We start from the raw sequence: 15,915 nt of genomic DNA, 5'->3' as shown, positions 1-15,915 counted from the left end.
GCGGCGGGCGCCGCCCCCCCGCGGCCGCTACGGCGCGGTCTTGTCCGGCCGCTCCGAGACGCGGATCGCGTTGACGATCGTCGCCCCGTCACGGGCCGCGAACCTGACGTTGAGCTGGCCGTCGGTGACCCGCACCGTGTACTGCCTGCTCACCGCCGTGTACGTGCCCGCCTCCAGGGCCAGGTCCAGGGCCGGGATGGCGAGCTGGCCCTCGACCAGCACGTCGAACACCCGCCGCCCCATGGCCATGTTCCGGATCTCGGCGAAGTCCAGCTCGACCGTGTAGACGCCGTTGGGCACGGCGTCGAAGCGGTACTCCAGCATCCGCTCGCGGGCGGTCCTGAACAGCGCCTGGTCCTCGGTGCCCTTGATCGTCTTGTTCGTGCTGCGGGTGGCGGAGGAGGTGGCGACGTAGCCGTGCGAGCCCGCGCTGTAGCGCCGGTCCGGCGTCCAGGCGTCACCGGCGGCGTCCGTGGACCCCCGGGTGGCGCCCACGTCCACCGCCACCTGGTGCCTCGGCACCACGACGGTCACCGTGATCTCGATCACCGGCTGCCGCCCGCTGGCCGACCTGACCAGGAGCTTCCCGGCCCGGGTCGAGCCCGGCTGCACGCCGTCGCTCGACACCGTCACCCTGAGCGTCGCCTTCTGGCCCGTGGCCAGGGTGCCCGAGGCCGGGGTGACGCCGAGCCAGCCGCCCGCCGGATCCGTGGTGATCGTGTACGGGGTCGGCGAGCCGAGGTTCGTCAGCTCCATCGTCCGCGTCCTGCTCTGGCCCTGCGGCATCACCACGGTCAGCTCGGCGGCCGAGGCGGCCACCCGCCCGGTCACCAGCGCCGTGTCGATCCGCTGCACCGTGGCCGGGGCCACCGTCACGGCCCGGGTGAACGTGCCGTAGTGCTCCTTGGACACCTCCACGTCGTAGTCGCCGGCCAGCACCTGGCCGTAGAAGGAGCCGTCGGCGCCGGTGGTGAACGTCGCCACGTCCCCGATCCGCACCGTCGCGCCGGGCAGCGGGTCGCCGTCGTTGGCGTCGGACACCACGCCGGTCACCAGGCCGTGCCTGCTCGCCGTGATGGTCACGCTCTGGCCGGCGGCCAGGGCGGGCTCCTCGTACAGGTAGAGCAGCGCGTCGTCGCCGGCGGCGTTCTCCACGCCGACGGTGCCGAACGCGCCCCGCTCCCGATCGGTCTCCATGTCCTTGTAGCGGAAGCCGATCGAGCCGTCCTCGCCCAGCAGGGCCGCGAACGACACGCGCAGGTTCTGGTCGGCGTAGAACTTCACGTCGCGCCACTCCACCACGAACCGCCTGTGCGGAGCCGTCCCGACCACGCCCGTGTACACGCCGCTCTCCGCGTCCACGATGAAGTCGTCCCAGAGCGGGTAGACGGCGTTGTTCGGGGTGCCCGTGCTCGGCAGGCGGCTGTTGCTCGGCGTGGTCAGCCGGGCCTCGGCGAAGGTGAGGAACCCGTTGGTGACGACCCAGGCCCGGCTCTGGCCGGTGCCGTAGAACGGGACGGGGAACGGCAGCGTCACCTGGACCGCCTCGTCGTCGCCGGTCAGCGCCAGCTTCTCGGTGCCCGCGACGTACGGCTCGGCGCCCGCGCGGCAGGTGTAGCCGAAGTTGTCACCGCGCAGCGGCAGCTCGACGTCCCTGGTCACGTCGCCGTCGACCGTCACGGACACGGTGGCGCCCGCGGAGCAGCGCGACACCGGGGTGACGACCAGTTCGTACTCGCCGCGCGGCAGCGTCAGCTCGTACCGGCCGGAGGCGTCGGTCACCGCGCTGAGCGGCGTGCCCGAGGCCGTCACCCGGGCGTCCGGCTCCGGCGCGCCCGCGGTCGTGACCGTGCCGGACACCGTGCCCGCCGCGACCGCGGTCATGGTCAGGTCCACGGTGGTGGTCTGGTCGCCGGTGACGGTCGCGGTCGCGGTGCCGCTCTCGTAGCCGAACTTCGCGGCCGTCACCTGGTACTCGCCGGGCAGCAGGCGGACGAACGAGAACGCGCCGTCGTCGCCCGTCACCAGCGTGCGGTCGGTCGGGCCGTCGATCGTGACCGTCACGCCGGCCACCGGCTGCCCGCCCGCGGTGACCGCGCCGGTCAGCCCGCCGAGGCTGTCCTGAGGCGTGGCCCGCACCGCGGCGTAGGCGTCGAGCCGGCCCTCGCCCCACACGTTGTTGTCGGCGGCCGTGCCGCCGCAGCTGGTGTCGGCGACGTCCACGGCCGTGCTGTCGAGCAGCGGCCGGGTGGCGGCGATGTCGCCGTGCAGCCCCGGCGAGGCCGACCACATGAGCGCGACCGTGGCCGCCACGTGCGGCGAGGCCATCGAGGTGCCGGTGCCGGCCGCGTAGCCGCCGGGCACCGAGGAGCGCACGCTCACGGCCGGGGCGGCGATGTTCGGCTTGATCTCGCCGTTCTCGCCCGCGCCCTTGCTGGAGTTCACGTACAGCGCGTTGTTCACGTCGAACCCGCCGGCGCTGTAGCTGATCTCGTACTGGCCGGGCGAGCCGCTGCTCTGGCAGGACGGGCCCTCGTTGCCGTTGGAGAACGCCGGGAAGATGCCCGCCGCGATCCACGCCTCGACCGTCTCCTTATACCAGGGGTCGAAGCCGTCGCCGCCCCAGGAGTTGTTGACGATGTCGGGGGCCAGGTCGGGGCGCGGGTTCTCGCCGTTCGCGTCGGTCGGCGCCAGCACCCACTGGCCGGAGGCCAGCAGCGAGGCGTCGGTGCAGGTGTTGACCTCACAGCCCTTGGCCGCGATCCAGCGCGCGCCCGGGGCCATGCCGATGCCGTTCGCGCCGACCATGGTGCCCATCGTGTGGGTGCCGTGGCCGTTGTTGTCGCACGGCACCGCCGTCGGGCAGACCCCCGCGGGGTCGAACCAGTTGTAGTCGTGGGTGACCGTGCCGTCCGGGTTCCTGCCCCGGTACGCGTCCCGCAGGTCGGGGTGGTCGAACTGGACGCCGGTGTCGATGTTGGCCACCACGATGCCCTCGCCGCGGTTGCCCAGCTCCTCCCACACGCGCGGGGCGTTGACCCGGTCGATGTTCCACTCGACCGCGTTCACCCGCGCCTCGGCCTTGGCCGGCTCCGGCTTGGGCAGCGTCAGCGTGCGGACCGGCTCGATCCGCTCCACCTCGGGCAGCCCGGCGATCTCCGCCGCCAGCTTCGAGCCGGCCGTCACCTTGACGGCGTTGACGATCCAGAACGGGGTGTACTCGGCGCGGTGCTGGTCCAGCAGCTTGCGCAGACCGGCCTGCGAGGCGTCGGCCTTCTCGGTCTTGGCCTCGTAGACCCGCTCGGCCTTGTCCTGCTTGCCGGTGGCCCGGCGGGCGCCGCTCAGGTCGGCGTCGTCCTTCATCCGCACCCAGAAGGTGGCCTTGTCCTCGCTGTCCAGCTGAGCCTGGACCGACTTGTTGATTTTGTCCGGAGGGGGCGCCGCTTGGGCCACTCCGTTCGGGACGATCATGGCTAATGCGGCGACGGCTCCTGTCAGGAGCGCGCGCCAGCGGGGGGTGTTGGGCACCGGCTCTCCTTCACACCAGCGGGAAAGAGCTGATCTTTACGGCTCTGTGGAGAAGAGTGAAGAGACCTTGTCGGGATTGCAAGAGAAAATCCTGACAATGCGCCGTATGTCACAAAATGTAATGTGGTCAGTCGAACTGCTGCCACCGATGCCAGGTCGCCGTCCAAGGCTGCCGCAGCCCCTGACACAGGAACACCGGCATGTCCTGCTCCTCGTTGTCCAGCCCCAGGCCGTTGTCGACCCTGGCACGCACCTCACAGGAGGAGTACTGCAGGTCGCGCCGCATCCTGCCGACGTTCACGATGATCGCCGGGTCCCCGTCGTCCGGCGGCGGCCCGTACTCCCAGAGCTGGTTGTGGCCGGAGTAGACCCGCGTCAGGCCGCCCTGCACGAGCGAGCCGTGCTCCCCGTAGTTGCCCGTGACCACGACGGCGCGCCGGCGCTCCTCCGGCGGCAGCGAGTCAAGGACCCCGGTGACGGCCGCGTTGAACGCCGGCCAGCCGATCGACTCGCGCGCCACCTCGTTGATCAGGGGCACCGGCGTGCTCGCCAGCATGGTCAGCGGCACCAGCGGCAGTGTGATCACCGCGTTGCCGAGCCCGTTGACCGCCAGTGACAGGCCCGCCGACTTGATCTTCTCCCGCCCCGCCGACTCCGCCGTCACGCAGCCCGCGGCGAACAGCAGCAGGACCAGCCCCGCCGTGTAGTCGAACCGGCCGCCGCTGATCACCGTCACCACCGCGGCCGCCGGATAGGCGACGGCCAGCGCCCGCACCCGCCGGTCACGCCACAGCCGCACGAACCCGAAGCCGGCGATCACCGCCACCACCGGCCCGAACAGCAGCAGCTGCATCGGCGTGAACAGCAGCCGCATCGTGTCGCCGTCGCCCTCGCTCAGCCCCGCCGCCATCTTCAGCTGCGGCCAGTCGTGGGTGAGCTGGTAGACGAAGTTCGGCAGCGCCAGCACGGCCGCGACCAGCGCCCCCGCCCACAGCCACTTGCTCGCCAGCAGCCGCCGCGGCCCCGCGGCCAGCAGCCCGGCCGCGAGCCCCAGCACCAGCATCACGATCAGAAGCTTGTTGTACGTGGCCGCGCCGATCACCGCGCCGGCCGCGAGCCACCAGCGTTCGTCGCGCAGCAGCGCCTTCAGCATGAACAGGATGGCCGCCGCCCAGATCGGCAGGTCGAAGCTCGCGGTGAGCAGCGTGTGCCCGGCGATCAGCGTGTAGGCGCCCGTCGCGGTGCCGGCCGCGGTCAGGGTCTGCGCCGCGCCGCCCCCGCCCAGCTCGCGGGCGATCAGCGCCGTCAGCACCACCAGCAGCGCCGCCGCCAGCGCGGGCAGCACCCGCAGCGCGGTCGGGGAGTCGCCGAACAGCGCCATGGACAGCCTGGCGGCCATCGGCGTGAACGGCGGCTGGTCCACGTACCCCCAGTCCGGATAGTCCGCGAGTGCCCGGAAGTACAGTTCGTCGCGGTGGTAGCCGTAGCGGGGGCTCAGTGCCAGCAGCAGCGTCACGAGGACCGCGGAGACGGCGGTGACCGGCCGCCACGCGAGGGGGCTGTCCATGACGATCCAACCTATGCGCCGTAGATCCTTCGTGCCACCTGCGCGTCGCGTTGCGCGATCTTGACAGCCCGGAGTAGCCTTGCCTCATGCGAACTCACGCCGAGCTTCAGTGGTGGCGCCGCTCCTAGGCGGCGCGAAGATTTCGCATACCCTCTGGCAGGCCGCCCCGGTTCGGCGGCCTTTGTCGTGTTCGCCCCGGGGCTCGTTGATCGAAGTGCGCGAAGGGGCAGCAGTGGAGACGAGCGGATATACCACCGCCAAGGGCATCGACGTCGAGCTCGAGGTGCGCGAGGTGTCCGAGGACGCGCTCGAAGAGATCGTGACGGCTCTGGGAGAGCGGCGCGGCGGCGCGTTCTCCTCGGGCATGGACTACCCCGGCCGTTACAGCCGATGGGCCTTCGGCTACGTCGACCCCTGCGTGGAGCTGGTCGCCAAGGGCCGCACCATCTCGGCCAGGGCGCTCAACGAGCGCGGCCGGGTCGTGCTGCCCGCCGTCGCCTCCTGCCTGCTCGCCGCGGGCAAGCCGGTCGGCGAGCCCACCGCCGACTTCGTGCAGGTGCACGTCCCGGAGTCGGAGGACCTGCTGCCGGAGGAGATGCGCAGCCGCCGGCCCACCGTCTTCACCGCCATCCGCGAGGTCATCGCGACCTTCAAGGGCGCCGACCCGCACCTCGGGCTCTACGGCGCGTTCGGCTACGACCTCGCCTTCCAGTTCGAGCCGATCAAGCACCGGCTCGACCGCCCCGCCGACCAGCGCGACCTCGTCCTCCACCTGCCCGACCGGCTCGTGGTCATCGACCGCCAGCGCGAGACCTGCTTCGAGCGCCGCTACGAGTTCACCGTCGACGGCCGGAGCACCCGCGGCCTGGAGCGCACCGGCGAGGCCCGCCCGCAGGTCGCCCCCGCCGAGGTGCCGCCCAACCCGCCCAGGGGCCAGTACTCAGAGGTCGTGGCCGCGGCCAAGGAGCGGTTCAAGCGCGGCGACCTGTTCGAGGTGGTGCCCGGCCAGGTCTTCCACGCCACCTGCGCCGACCCGTCCGGCTTCTACCGCGGGCTGCGCAAGAGCAACCCCGCCCCGTACGAGTTCATCATCAGCCTCGGCGAGGGCGAGCACCTCGTCGGCGCCTCGCCCGAGATGTACGTGCGCGTCAGCGGCGACCGGGTCGAGACCTGCCCGATCTCCGGCACCATCGCCCGCGGCGCCGACCCGGTCGGCGACGCCGAGGCCATCCGCACCCTCCTGACCAGCGTCAAGGAGGAGTCGGAGCTGACCATGTGCACCGACGTCGACCGCAACGACAAGTCGCGCATCTGTGTGCCCGGCACCGTCAAGGTCATCGGCCGCCGCCAGATCGAGCTCTACTCGCGGCTCATCCACACCGTCGACCACATCGAGGGCCGGCTGCGCCCCGAGTTCGACGCGCTGGACGCCTTCCTCACCCACATGTGGGCCGTCACCGTCACCGGCGCGCCCAAGACCTGGGCCATGCAGTTCATCGAGGACCACGAGGCCACCACCCGCCGCTGGTACGGCGGCGCCATCGGGTTCATCGGCTTCGACGGCTCCATGAACACCGGCCTCACCCTGCGCACCGCCCAGATCAAGGACGGCCTGGCCACCGTGCGGGCCGGCGCCACCCTGCTGTTCGACTCCGACCCCGAGGCCGAGGAGCGCGAGACCGAGCTGAAGGCCAGCGCCCTGCTCGGCGCGCTCGCCGCGGTCGGCGCGCCCGACACCGTGGCCGAGACCCCGGCCAGGGAGCAGCCGGGGCTGGGCATGAAGGTGCTGCTCGTCGACTACGAGGACTCCTTCGTCAACACGCTCGCCGACTACTTCCGCCAGGAGGGCGCCGACGTGGTGACGCTGCGCCACGGCTTCCCGACGGAGATGCTCGACGAGATCGGCCCCGACCTGGTGGTGCTCTCGCCCGGCCCCGGCTGGCCCGCCGACTTCGGCACGGCCGCGCTCATCGACCAGATCTACGCCCGCGACCTGCCGGTGTTCGGCGTCTGCCTGGGCCTGCAGGCGATGGTCGAGCACGCCGGCGGCACGCTCGAACTGCTCGACTACCCCGAGCACGGCAAGCGCGGGCAGGTCTCCCGGCTCGGCGCCGGCGTGCTGCTCGACGGGCTGCCCGAGGAGTTCACCGCCGCCCGCTACCACTCGCTGCACGCCAAGCGGCCCGGCGTCGTCGGCTTCACCCCGACCGCGGTCACCCCCGACGGCAACGTCATGGCGATCGAGGACCCCGACCGGCGCCGCTTCGGCGTGCAGTTCCACCCGGAGTCGATCCTCACCGCCGAGGACGGCGCCGGGGCCAAGGTGATCAGGAACGTGCTGCGCCTGTGCCGCCGGTGAGTGGGTAAAACGTCCGCGGGCGCGTGCGGGGACCGCCTAGAGTCTCCCGCATGCTCCCCGTAGACCTGCCCGACACGGTGCGTGACGCCCTGCTCGCCCCGCTCGTCGACCACGCCTGCCACGGGGTGCGCCGCGACGAGCTGACCCGCGGGCGGTTCGAGCTGCTGCTCAACGAGGGCGGCAGCCCGGCCCCGCCCGGCACCACCCATTTCGACACCCCGCTCGGCGCGGCCGTGCGACGCTGGTGCGCGCCCGTGCTCGGCCTGGAGCCGCACGCGCCGCCGCCGGTCTACCTGTCCCGCCGCGCCGAGCTGGGCGCGGCGGAGGTCAACCGGCTCCTGCTGCGGGCGTCCGGCGTGTCCGCCTTCCTCGTCGACACCGGCCCCGAGGGCGCAGACCTGCTGACGGCGGCCGAGATGGGGTCCGGCGGCGAGGCCGCCGCCGGCGAGGTCGTCAGGATCGAGCAGATCGAGCAGGACGTCGCCGAGATGGCGGGCGTCGCCGTCGACTACCTCGACAGCCTCGGCGACGAGCTGTCCGCCCGCGCCGCCCGCGCGGTCGCGCTCAAGACCGTGGTGGCCGGTCTGTGCGGCCTCGGCCTCGACCCCGCGAGGCCCAGCCGGGGCGCGGTGCTCGCCGCCGCCAACCGGCGGCTCGCCGACCCCAAGCAGCCGCTCGCCGAGCCCGCGCTGGCCCGCCACCTGCTCTGGTCGGCCGCCGACGTGGCCAGGGAGCGCGGGCTGCCGCTGCAGATCCACGCCGGCCTCGGCGCCTGCGACGCCGGGCCGCACCTCGCCGACCCGGCCCTGCTCACCGGCTTCATCCGGGCGCTGCAGCCGGCCGGGGTGCCGGTCGTCCTGCTCACCTGCTATCCGTACCAGCGCCAGGCCGCCTATCTGGCGCACGCCTTCCCGCACGTGTACGTGGACGTCGGGCTCGCCCTGGCCCACACCGGCGCCGGGTCGCCCCGGGTGCTGGCCGAGCTGCTGGAGCTGGCCCCGTTCCACAAGCAGCTGTACGGGTCCGGCTGCCGCGAGCTGGCCGAGACGTGTCACCTGGGGGCGGTCTACTTCCGGCGCGCGCTCGGCGCGGCGCTGAAGGCCCGGCTGGACGCGGGGGAGTGGAGCGCCGCCGACGCCGCCAGGATCGCCCACATGATCGGCGCGGGGAACGCCCGCCGCGTCTACCGCCTGTGAGCCCGGCCCTCGCCTGTGGTTTGCTTGGATGCCGTCATCACCACTGAACCGACCGGGGGGTTCCCATGGGCAGCGCCGAACCTGAGATCACGTTCCGCGGCGACATGGACGTGGAGCTCGTCAAGTCCGCCGCGTCGGACGCCGACGTGCTCTGGGCGGCGCGGGTCTCCACGAAGGGGGAGAGCTCGCTCGCCGAGCTCGAAGCCGACCCCGAGCGGTCCAAGGGCCTCATCAACTTCCTCATGCGCGACAGGCACGGCACGCCGTTCGAGCACTCGTCCATGACCTTCTACGTCAGCGCGCCGATCTTCGTCTTCCGCGAGTTCATGCGGCACCGCACCTTCTCCTACAACGAGGAGTCGGGCCGATACCGTCAGCTCGTGCCGGTCTTCTACGTGCCCGGCCCCGACCGCAAGCTGGTGCAGGAAGGCAAGCCCGGCAAGTACGTGTTCCGCGAGGGCACCCCCGAGCAGCACAAGGTGGTGACCGAGGCGACGACGGAGAGCTACCGGCAGGCCTACCGCGCCTACCTGGAGATGCTGGAGGCCGGGGTCGCCCGCGAGGTAGCCCGGACCGTCCTGCCGGTCGGCCTCTACTCCTCGATGTACGCCACCTGCAACGCCCGCGCCCTGATGAACTTCCTCTCGCTCCGGGTGCGGCGCGACGACTCCGCCTTCCCGTCGTTCCCGCAGCGGGAGATCGAGATGGTGGCCGAGAAGATGGAGTCGCTGTGGGCCGGGCTGATGCCGCTGACGCACGCGGCGTTCGAGGCCAACGGCCGCGTCTGCCCCTGATCGAGCGGGTCAGGCCAGGGCGGGCATGACGTACACCTCCGCGCCCGGCGGCAGCGTGCAGTCGAGGCTGCCGAGGCCGCGGGCGTTCTCGCCGCACACGACCATGTTGATGTGGCGGCGGATCCGCCCGTACTCGTCCCTGATCCGCTCCTCCAGCAGCGGGTGGGTGCGACGCAGCACGTCGAGCGCCGCGCCCAGGGTGGGCGGCGAGTCGCGGTCGGGCCCGACCGCGAACACCTTCACTTCCGTACGGCCGCTCACCCACCTGCGCAGGGCGGCGGGGAGCACGAACACGACCAGCATCACGGGACGGGCCATGGCTCAGAGCACCGCCGCCCGCACGGTCAGCACGTCAGGCAGGTGGGAGGCCGCCAGCGACCAGCTCGCGCCGTCGTCGGCCGACCAGTAGACCTCGCCGCCGCGGGTGCCGAAGAACAGGCCCGCCTCCGTGGCGGCCATCGCGTCGCGCAGCACGCTCGCGTGCACCGGCCCCTCGGGCAGGCCGCGCTCCAGCGGCTCCCACGACCCGCCGGCGTCGGTGCTGCGGTAGACGCGGTAGCGGTGGCCGACCGGGGTGCGGTCCATGTCGGCGTGCAGCGGCAGCACGTACAGCGTGCCGGGGCGCGACGGGTGCGTGACGACGGGGAAGCCGAAGTCGGAGGGGAGCGCCGAACCGATGTCGTGCCAGGAGCCGCCGAAGTCGTCGCTGCGGTAGACGCCGAAGTGGTGCTGCAGGAACAGCCGCTCCGGCCGGCCCGCTTCCATCGCCACCTTGTGCACGCACTGGCCGAACTCCGGATACTGCTGACCTTCGGGCAGGAACGGGGCGCGGATGCCCTGGTTGGCCGCCTCCCACGACAGGCCGCCGTCGGTGGTGCGGTAGAAGCCGCCGGTGGAGATCGCCACGCCGAGCACGCGCGGGTCGGACGGGTGCGGGATGATCGTGTGCAGGCACAGCCCGCCGCCGCCGCCCGGCTGCCAGCGCGGCCGGTGCGGGTGCTCCCACAGGCCTTCCACCAGGCTGAAGGTGACGCCGCCGTCTTCCGACGTGAACAGCGCGCCCGGCTCCACGCCGGCCCACACCACGCCGGGCTCCGACGGGGAGGGCGTGAGCTGCCAGACGCGGGTGAGCGTGGCCCCGGTCTTCTCGGGGAAGGCGATCGGCGGGCTCTCGGCCTCCCGCCAGGTCCCGCCGAGGTCGTCGGAGTACATGACCGAGGGGCCGAAGTGCCCGTACTCGATGCCGGCCAGCAGGCGGGGAGCCGCGCCCCCGGTGTCGATCGCCACGGAGTGGATCCCGACGGTGGAGAACGCGATCGGCTCGACGCGGAACGCGCCTGCGGCGGTGGAGCGGGCGAGGAACAGGCCCTTGCGGGTGCCGATCGCGAGCACTGCGTCTGTCATGGCATCGCTCCCATGGTCGCTATGCCGCCATCGTGCCACGCGGGTGACCGGCTCGCCGAGTACTGGGAGATTTGCCGCACGATTACCTGCCAGGTAATCGTGGCACTTCCCCCTTTGTCGCTAACGTATCGGGACATGGGAGCTGTGGCTGTACAAGAAGAGGCTTTTGGTGATCTGTTGCGATCGTGGCGGCAGCGGCGCCGGGTCAGCCAGCTCGACCTGGCGATCGAGGCGGACGTCTCCGCCCGGCACATCAGCTTCCTGGAGACCGGGCGCGCCCGGCCCAGCAGGGAGATGGTGATGAAGCTGGCGGAGGAGCTGGAGGTGCCGCTGCGGCACCGCAACAGGCTGCTGATCGCGGCCGGGTTCGCGCCGGTGTTCGCCGAGCGCGCGGTGCGCGCGCCCGAGATGCACGTCGTACGGCAGGCGCTCGACACGATCCTGGCCGGGCACGAGCCGTACCCGGCGCTGGTCGTGGACGCCGCCTGGAACCTGGTGGCGGCCAACCCGGCGGCCGGGATGTTCATGGCGGGGGTCCCGGCCGAGCTGCTGGAGGAGCCGGTCAACGTGATGCGGCTGTCGCTGCACCCGGAGGCGATGGGCGGGCGGCTGCTGAACCTGGCCGAGGTCCGCGCCCACCTGCTGCACCGGCTGCGCAGGCAGGCCGAGATGTCCGGCGACGGGCGGCTGGCCGAGCTGCACGACGAGCTGGCCGCCTACCGGTATCCGGGGGTGGACCTGAACGTGGCGCACGTGCCCGGCCCCGGCGACATCCTCCTGCCGCTGCGGATCAGGCACGGCGACCGCGTGCTGTCCATGTTCACCACGATCGCGACCTTCGGCACGCCCGTGGAGGTGACGGTCTCCGAGCTGGCCATCGAGACGTTCTGGCCGGCCGACGACGAGACCGCGGCGGCGTTCCGCTGATCACCGCTCGCCGTGCACCACGTCCCGGTGGATGCGCGCCGGCGGCACCCCGTCGGCCTGCAGGTTGCGTACGGTCTCGGTGACCATGGAGGGCGGCCCGCACACGTACACCTCGTGCTCGGCCCAGGAGTGGAAGCGGCGGGTCACGTCCGGCAGGCGGCCGCGCATCCCCTCGTAGCCAGGCTCGTCCGACACCACGGGCAGCACCCGCAGCCACGGGAACGAGGACTCCAGCCGGATCAGGTCCTGAAGGTCGTACAGCTCGGCCGAGGTGCGCGCGCCGAACAGCAGGTGCATGGAAGGGCGGCAGCCGGAGGCGATCACCTGCTCGATGATCGCCTTCAGCGGTGCCAGCCCGGTACCGCCGGCCACGAACAGCAGGTCCCGCACGCCGCGCTCGGGCGGCGTCATGGTGCCCATCGGCGGCCCGAGCATGACCGTGTCGCCGATGCGCGTGTCGCGGACGAGCGTGGTGGACACCCAGCCGCCGGGCACCGCGCGCACGTGCAGCCGGAGCGCGTTGTCCGGGCGCGGCGCGTTCGCGATCGAGTACGTCCGCCACACTCTCGGCCAGCGTGAGGTCTGCACGTTGACGTACTGGCCCGGCGTGAACGGCAGCCGCTGGGTGGGGCGCAGGGTGAGGATCGCGATGTCGTCGTGAGGGCGTTCGTGGTCCAGCACCTCCGCCAGCCACCAGGCGGGGGAGACCCCGGCGTCGGCCTCGGCCGCCTCGATCATCAGATTGGCCGCGGCGGTGTACGCCGACACCCACGCGGCCTCGATCTCGGCGTTCCAGATGTCGGCGGCGAAGCGCCGGACGGTGGCGACCAGGGCGCTGCCGATGGCGGTGTAGTGCTCGGCGACCACTCCGTACTTGCGATGGTCCCTCCCCAGCTGGCCCAGGAACGAGCGCATGCTCTCCGGGCTGTCGACGCTCCACACGATGCGGGCCAGCGCGCTGAAGAGCCGGTCGCGCTGCACGTCCATGGCCGGCGGGAACATCCCGCGAAGGTGCGGGCTCTCCGCGAACAGCCTGCCGTAGAAGTAGGCGGCCGCCTTGTCGGCCACCGGCTCGATGATGGAGAAGCTCTCCTTGACCAGGCGCGGATTCAATGACATATACCCAACCCGTCCTATTGGCCGGAAAGTTATTCCGGTCGTGTCGTCCCACCTCCCTGGCGGCTCCGGGTGACGAGCGTCCGGTATGCCCCGGCACATCCGATCGCTCGAAATCCAGTGTTACACCGCCTCTGTAACCTCACAACCGATTCACCCAATGAGGTGCACATCTGAACTTTCAGTAACGGTCACATTATTTTCCCCATCTTGCCGGGGCTGTATTTCGAGTATTGAACGCGAATAGGAGTTGTATTCGCCTTTCATAATGAAATTTCGGGATTTGGGCGGATTGCCGGGCGGTCTGCCCGTCCCGCCGCCCTGCTCCGGCTCACCCCGCCCGCCCCGCCGCGGGACCGGACGGCGGGCTCCAGAGGGGCAGCCCCCAGGAGACTTGTGGGACAAGCGACATAACCGAAATGGTGTGCGCCATGATGGGGCATGTGCCTGCGCCCCAGGCCACCCCTGCACAACGCTCCCCTGGAGATCGCATGTCCCGACCGCTGATAGGCGTCACCGCCTACTTCGAAGCCGCCCGCTGGGATGACTACGTACGGGAGGCCGTGCTCTCCCCGCCCTCGTACGCCAGAGCGATCGAAAGGGCCGGCGGCGCGCCGGTCGTGCTGCCGCCGATCAACTCCCACGCCATCGCCGCCTACGTCAGCGGGCTGCGCGGCGTCGTGCTGACCGGCGGCACCGAGGTGGGCGCGGCCGCCTACGGCGACGAGCAGGACCCGCGCGCCCCCGAGCCGCAGCCGCACCGCGACCGGTTCGAGCTGGCCCTGGCCAGGGCCGCCGTGCAGGCCGACATCCCCGTCCTGGGCATCGCCCGCGGCATGCACGTGCTCAACGTGGCCCAGGGCGGCAGCCTCATCCCGTGGCTGCCCGAGATGCTGGAGAGCGAGCGGCACAACGAGCCGGGCGCCCCGCACCGCATCCAGGTGAGCGTGTCGAGCAAGCTCGGCAAGGCCGTCGGCGACCACGTGAAGGCCGTCGCCCCGCACACCCAGTCGGTGCGCCGGCTCGGCACCGGGCTGCTGGCCGTGGCCTGGGCGGACGACCAGATCGTGGAGGGCATCGAGCTGCAGGGCCACCGGTTCGGCGTGGGCGTGCAGTGGCACCCGGAGCGCGAGACCGGCGACGGCGGGAAGGGCAACGGCCTGTTCGATGCGCTCGTGGAGGCGGCCCGCTAGGCTTCGATCATGTCGCTGCATCCCCAGGCACGCGCGTACATCGCCGCCTACCCGTCTGACCTGGGCGTCGACCCGGCCACGCTCGATCTGGAGCGGATCCGGGAGATGCGCGCCGTCGACGGCCTCGCGGCCCAGCGCGGGCCGCTCACGCAGCTGCCCTCGGTCCGCGACGAGACGGCCGAGGGCGTGCCCATCCGCATCTACCGCGCCGACCGCGGTGACGAGCCGCTGCCCGTCGTCGTCTACTTCCACGGCGGCGGGTTCGTCTTCGGCAGCGTCAAGCGCAACGACGCACTCGGCCGCGACCTGGCCATTCGCACCGGCGCCGTGGTCGTCTCGGTCGACTACCGGCTCGCGCCCGAGCACCCGTTCCCGGCCGCCGCCGACGACGCCTGGACCGTCGTGCGCGACGTCTTCGCCCGGCCCGCCTTCTACCAGTGCGACGGCAAGGTGGCGGTGATCGGCGACAGCGCCGGCGGCAACCTCGCCGCGGTGGCGGCCTGGCAGGCCCGCGACGCCGGGCTCCGCCTGGCCCACCAGGTGCTGGTCTACCCGATGCTCGACGCGCTGATGGACACCCTCAGCTACCGCGAGTTCGCCGAGGGCTACGGCCTGGACGCCGCCGAGTCGGCCTGGTTCCTGCGCCAGTACGCCGCCGGGGCCGACCCCGGCGACCCGCGCCTGTCGCCGCTGCGGCTGGCCTCATGCGCCGGGCTGCCCCCGGCCACCGTGGTGACCGCCGAGTGCGACGTGCTGCGCGACGAGGGCGAACGCTACGCCGCCCGGCTCGCCGAGGAGGGCGTGCCGGTCGAGCTGCGCCGCTTCGACGGCGCGGTCCACAGCTTCTTCGCCCTGCCGCGGCTGTTCGACCAGGCGGCCGAGGCCCGCGAGTACATCGCCGCCCGGCTCAAGGAGTCGCTGTGACCTACGAGCGGCTCAAGACCGACACCCCCGCCGACGGCGTGCTGCGGATCACCATCAGCGAGCCGCGCAGGCTCAACGCCGTCGACCGCACCGGCCACCGCGAGCTGGCCGAGATCTGGCGCGACGCCGACCGCGACGACTCCGTCAGGGCCGTGGTCATCCGGGGCGAGGGCGAGGCGTTCTCCGCCGGCGGCGACCTGTCCATGATCGAGGAGATGACCCGCGACCACGACACCCGGCTGCGCGTCTTCGCCGAGGCCCGCGACATCGTCTACAACGTGCTCAACTGCGCCAAGCCCGTAGTCTCGGCCATCCAGGGGCCGGCCGTGGGCGCCGGGCTGGCCGTCGCCCTGCTCGCCGACATCTCGGTCGCGGGCCGCACCGCCCGCATCATCGACGGCCACACCCGGCTCGGCGTCGCCGCGGGCGACCACGCCGCCATCATCTGGCCGCTGCTGTGCGGCATGGCCAAGGCCAAGTACCACCTGCTGCTGTGCGAGCCCGTCACCGGCGAGCAGGCCGAGAAGATGGGCCTGGTCAGCCTCTGCGTCGACGACGACGCCGTGCACGACACCGCCATGGAGATCGCGGTCAAGCTCGCCGCGGGCTCGCAGGAGGCCATCAGGCTCACCAAGTACGCGCTCAACAACTGGCTGCGGATGGCCGGGCCCGCGTTCGACGCCTCGCTCGCCATGGAGTTCCTCGGTTTCACCGGCCCCGACGCCGCCGAGGGGCTCCGCGCGCTGCGCGAGAAGCGTCCGCCCCGCTTCACCTGAGGGGGGTTTCGGCGTCGTGGCCGGGGTAGTCGCCAAGGCATGGAACGCATGGCAGACCGCACGGCGAGCCTGTCGGCCGGGGCCGAGAACGCCGCCTCGGGGGACGAAGCAGCGGCCCGCCGCGGTCAGCG

General features: G+C 72.1%; 12 protein-coding genes. 7 read left to right on the top strand and 5 right to left on the bottom strand.

Annotated features, from left to right (window positions below; all coding sequences use genetic code 11):
• Positions 1 to 27 precede the first annotated feature (27 nt).
• A complete protein-coding gene (locus ACIBF7_RS09200) occupies positions 28 to 3,528 on the bottom strand; it encodes a S8 family serine peptidase (RefSeq protein ID WP_397196828.1) in 3,501 nt (1,166 codons plus the stop codon).
• A 127-nt stretch (positions 3,529 to 3,655) separates the two neighbouring features.
• Positions 3,656 to 5,095 (bottom strand): glycosyltransferase family 39 protein, encoded by a 1,440-nt coding sequence (locus ACIBF7_RS09195; RefSeq protein WP_148031984.1) that lies wholly within the window; start codon positions 5,093 to 5,095, stop codon positions 3,656 to 3,658.
• Positions 5,096 to 5,327: 232 nt separating this feature from the next.
• Here ACIBF7_RS09195 and ACIBF7_RS09190 point away from each other — a divergent pair, with 232 nt between their 5' ends.
• The 3 genes from ACIBF7_RS09190 to thyX all read left to right on the top strand — a co-directional run bounded on the left by ACIBF7_RS09190 (position 5,328) and on the right by thyX (position 9,444).
• Positions 5,328 to 7,454: an anthranilate synthase component I gene (locus ACIBF7_RS09190; protein ID WP_148031983.1), complete on the top strand. Its 2,127-nt coding sequence runs from the start codon at positions 5,328 to 5,330 to the stop codon at positions 7,452 to 7,454.
• A 50-nt stretch (positions 7,455 to 7,504) separates the two neighbouring features.
• Entirely contained in the window at positions 7,505 to 8,650 is a 1,146-nt protein-coding gene (locus tag ACIBF7_RS09185; RefSeq protein ID WP_397196827.1) for an amidohydrolase family protein, read from the top strand.
• A 65-nt stretch (positions 8,651 to 8,715) separates the two neighbouring features.
• Entirely contained in the window at positions 8,716 to 9,444 is a 729-nt protein-coding gene (gene thyX / locus ACIBF7_RS09180) for an FAD-dependent thymidylate synthase (RefSeq protein WP_148031981.1), read from the top strand.
• A gap of 9 nt (positions 9,445 to 9,453) precedes the next feature.
• Here the strand turns inward: thyX and ACIBF7_RS09175 are convergent, their stop codons facing one another.
• Positions 9,454 to 9,762 (bottom strand): MoaD/ThiS family protein, encoded by a 309-nt coding sequence (locus ACIBF7_RS09175; protein ID WP_148031980.1) that lies wholly within the window; start codon positions 9,760 to 9,762, stop codon positions 9,454 to 9,456.
• A 3-nt stretch (positions 9,763 to 9,765) separates the two neighbouring features.
• A complete protein-coding gene (locus tag ACIBF7_RS09170) occupies positions 9,766 to 10,848 on the bottom strand; it encodes a WD40/YVTN/BNR-like repeat-containing protein (RefSeq protein ID WP_397196826.1) in 1,083 nt (360 codons plus the stop codon).
• 135 nt (positions 10,849 to 10,983) lie between these two features.
• Here ACIBF7_RS09170 and ACIBF7_RS09165 point away from each other — a divergent pair, with 135 nt between their 5' ends.
• Entirely contained in the window at positions 10,984 to 11,775 is a 792-nt protein-coding gene (locus ACIBF7_RS09165) for a helix-turn-helix domain-containing protein (RefSeq protein ID WP_187281192.1), read from the top strand.
• Here the strand turns inward: ACIBF7_RS09165 and ACIBF7_RS09160 are convergent, their stop codons facing one another.
• Positions 11,776 to 12,894 carry an FAD-binding oxidoreductase gene (locus tag ACIBF7_RS09160; protein WP_219544399.1) on the bottom strand — a complete coding sequence of 373 codons (1,119 nt, stop codon included), beginning with the start codon at positions 12,892 to 12,894 and terminating at the stop codon, positions 11,776 to 11,778.
• A 488-nt stretch (positions 12,895 to 13,382) separates the two neighbouring features.
• Between ACIBF7_RS09160 and ACIBF7_RS09155 the strand changes: the two genes are divergently transcribed.
• Genes ACIBF7_RS09155 through ACIBF7_RS09145 form a run of 3 tightly spaced genes read left to right on the top strand, consistent with a single transcriptional unit; the run spans position 13,383 to position 15,784 of the window.
• Complete coding sequence (locus ACIBF7_RS09155) at positions 13,383 to 14,084, top strand: gamma-glutamyl-gamma-aminobutyrate hydrolase family protein (protein WP_271276561.1); 702 nt, start codon at positions 13,383 to 13,385, stop codon at positions 14,082 to 14,084.
• 9 nt (positions 14,085 to 14,093) lie between these two features.
• The gene (locus tag ACIBF7_RS09150) at positions 14,094 to 15,008 is read left to right on the top strand and encodes an alpha/beta hydrolase (protein WP_271276562.1); all 915 of its coding nucleotides are present in this window, start codon (positions 14,094 to 14,096) and stop codon (positions 15,006 to 15,008) included.
• Entirely contained in the window at positions 15,005 to 15,784 is a 780-nt protein-coding gene (locus tag ACIBF7_RS09145; protein WP_219544402.1) for an enoyl-CoA hydratase/isomerase family protein, read from the top strand. Before ACIBF7_RS09150 ends, ACIBF7_RS09145 begins: the two co-directional genes overlap by 4 nt.
• The last annotated feature ends 131 nt before the right edge of the window (positions 15,785 to 15,915 follow it).

This window comes from Nonomuraea sp. NPDC050478 (assembly GCF_044458265.1).
GTDB lineage: Bacteria > Actinomycetota > Actinomycetes > Streptosporangiales > Streptosporangiaceae > Nonomuraea > Nonomuraea ferruginea.
Note: the sequence above shows the minus strand (reverse complement) of the source record. Positions and strands in the feature narration are given on the sequence as shown.

Excerpts from the sequence above, each read along its gene's own strand:
- ACIBF7_RS09195 (WP_148031984.1), bottom strand. The coding sequence starts at position 5,095 with ATGGACAGCCCCCTCGCGTGGCGGCCGGTCACCGCCGTCTCCGCGGTC.
- ACIBF7_RS09185 (WP_397196827.1), top strand. The coding sequence starts at position 7,505 with ATGCTCCCCGTAGACCTGCCCGACACGGTGCGTGACGCCCTGCTCGCC.
- thyX (WP_148031981.1), top strand. The coding sequence starts at position 8,716 with ATGGGCAGCGCCGAACCTGAGATCACGTTCCGCGGCGACATGGACGTG.
- ACIBF7_RS09175 (WP_148031980.1), bottom strand. The coding sequence starts at position 9,762 with ATGGCCCGTCCCGTGATGCTGGTCGTGTTCGTGCTCCCCGCCGCCCTG.
- ACIBF7_RS09170 (WP_397196826.1), bottom strand. The coding sequence starts at position 10,848 with ATGACAGACGCAGTGCTCGCGATCGGCACCCGCAAGGGCCTGTTCCTC.
- ACIBF7_RS09165 (WP_187281192.1), top strand. The coding sequence starts at position 10,984 with ATGGGAGCTGTGGCTGTACAAGAAGAGGCTTTTGGTGATCTGTTGCGA.
- ACIBF7_RS09160 (WP_219544399.1), bottom strand. The coding sequence starts at position 12,894 with ATGTCATTGAATCCGCGCCTGGTCAAGGAGAGCTTCTCCATCATCGAG.
- ACIBF7_RS09155 (WP_271276561.1), top strand. The coding sequence starts at position 13,383 with ATGTCCCGACCGCTGATAGGCGTCACCGCCTACTTCGAAGCCGCCCGC.
- ACIBF7_RS09150 (WP_271276562.1), top strand. The coding sequence starts at position 14,094 with ATGTCGCTGCATCCCCAGGCACGCGCGTACATCGCCGCCTACCCGTCT.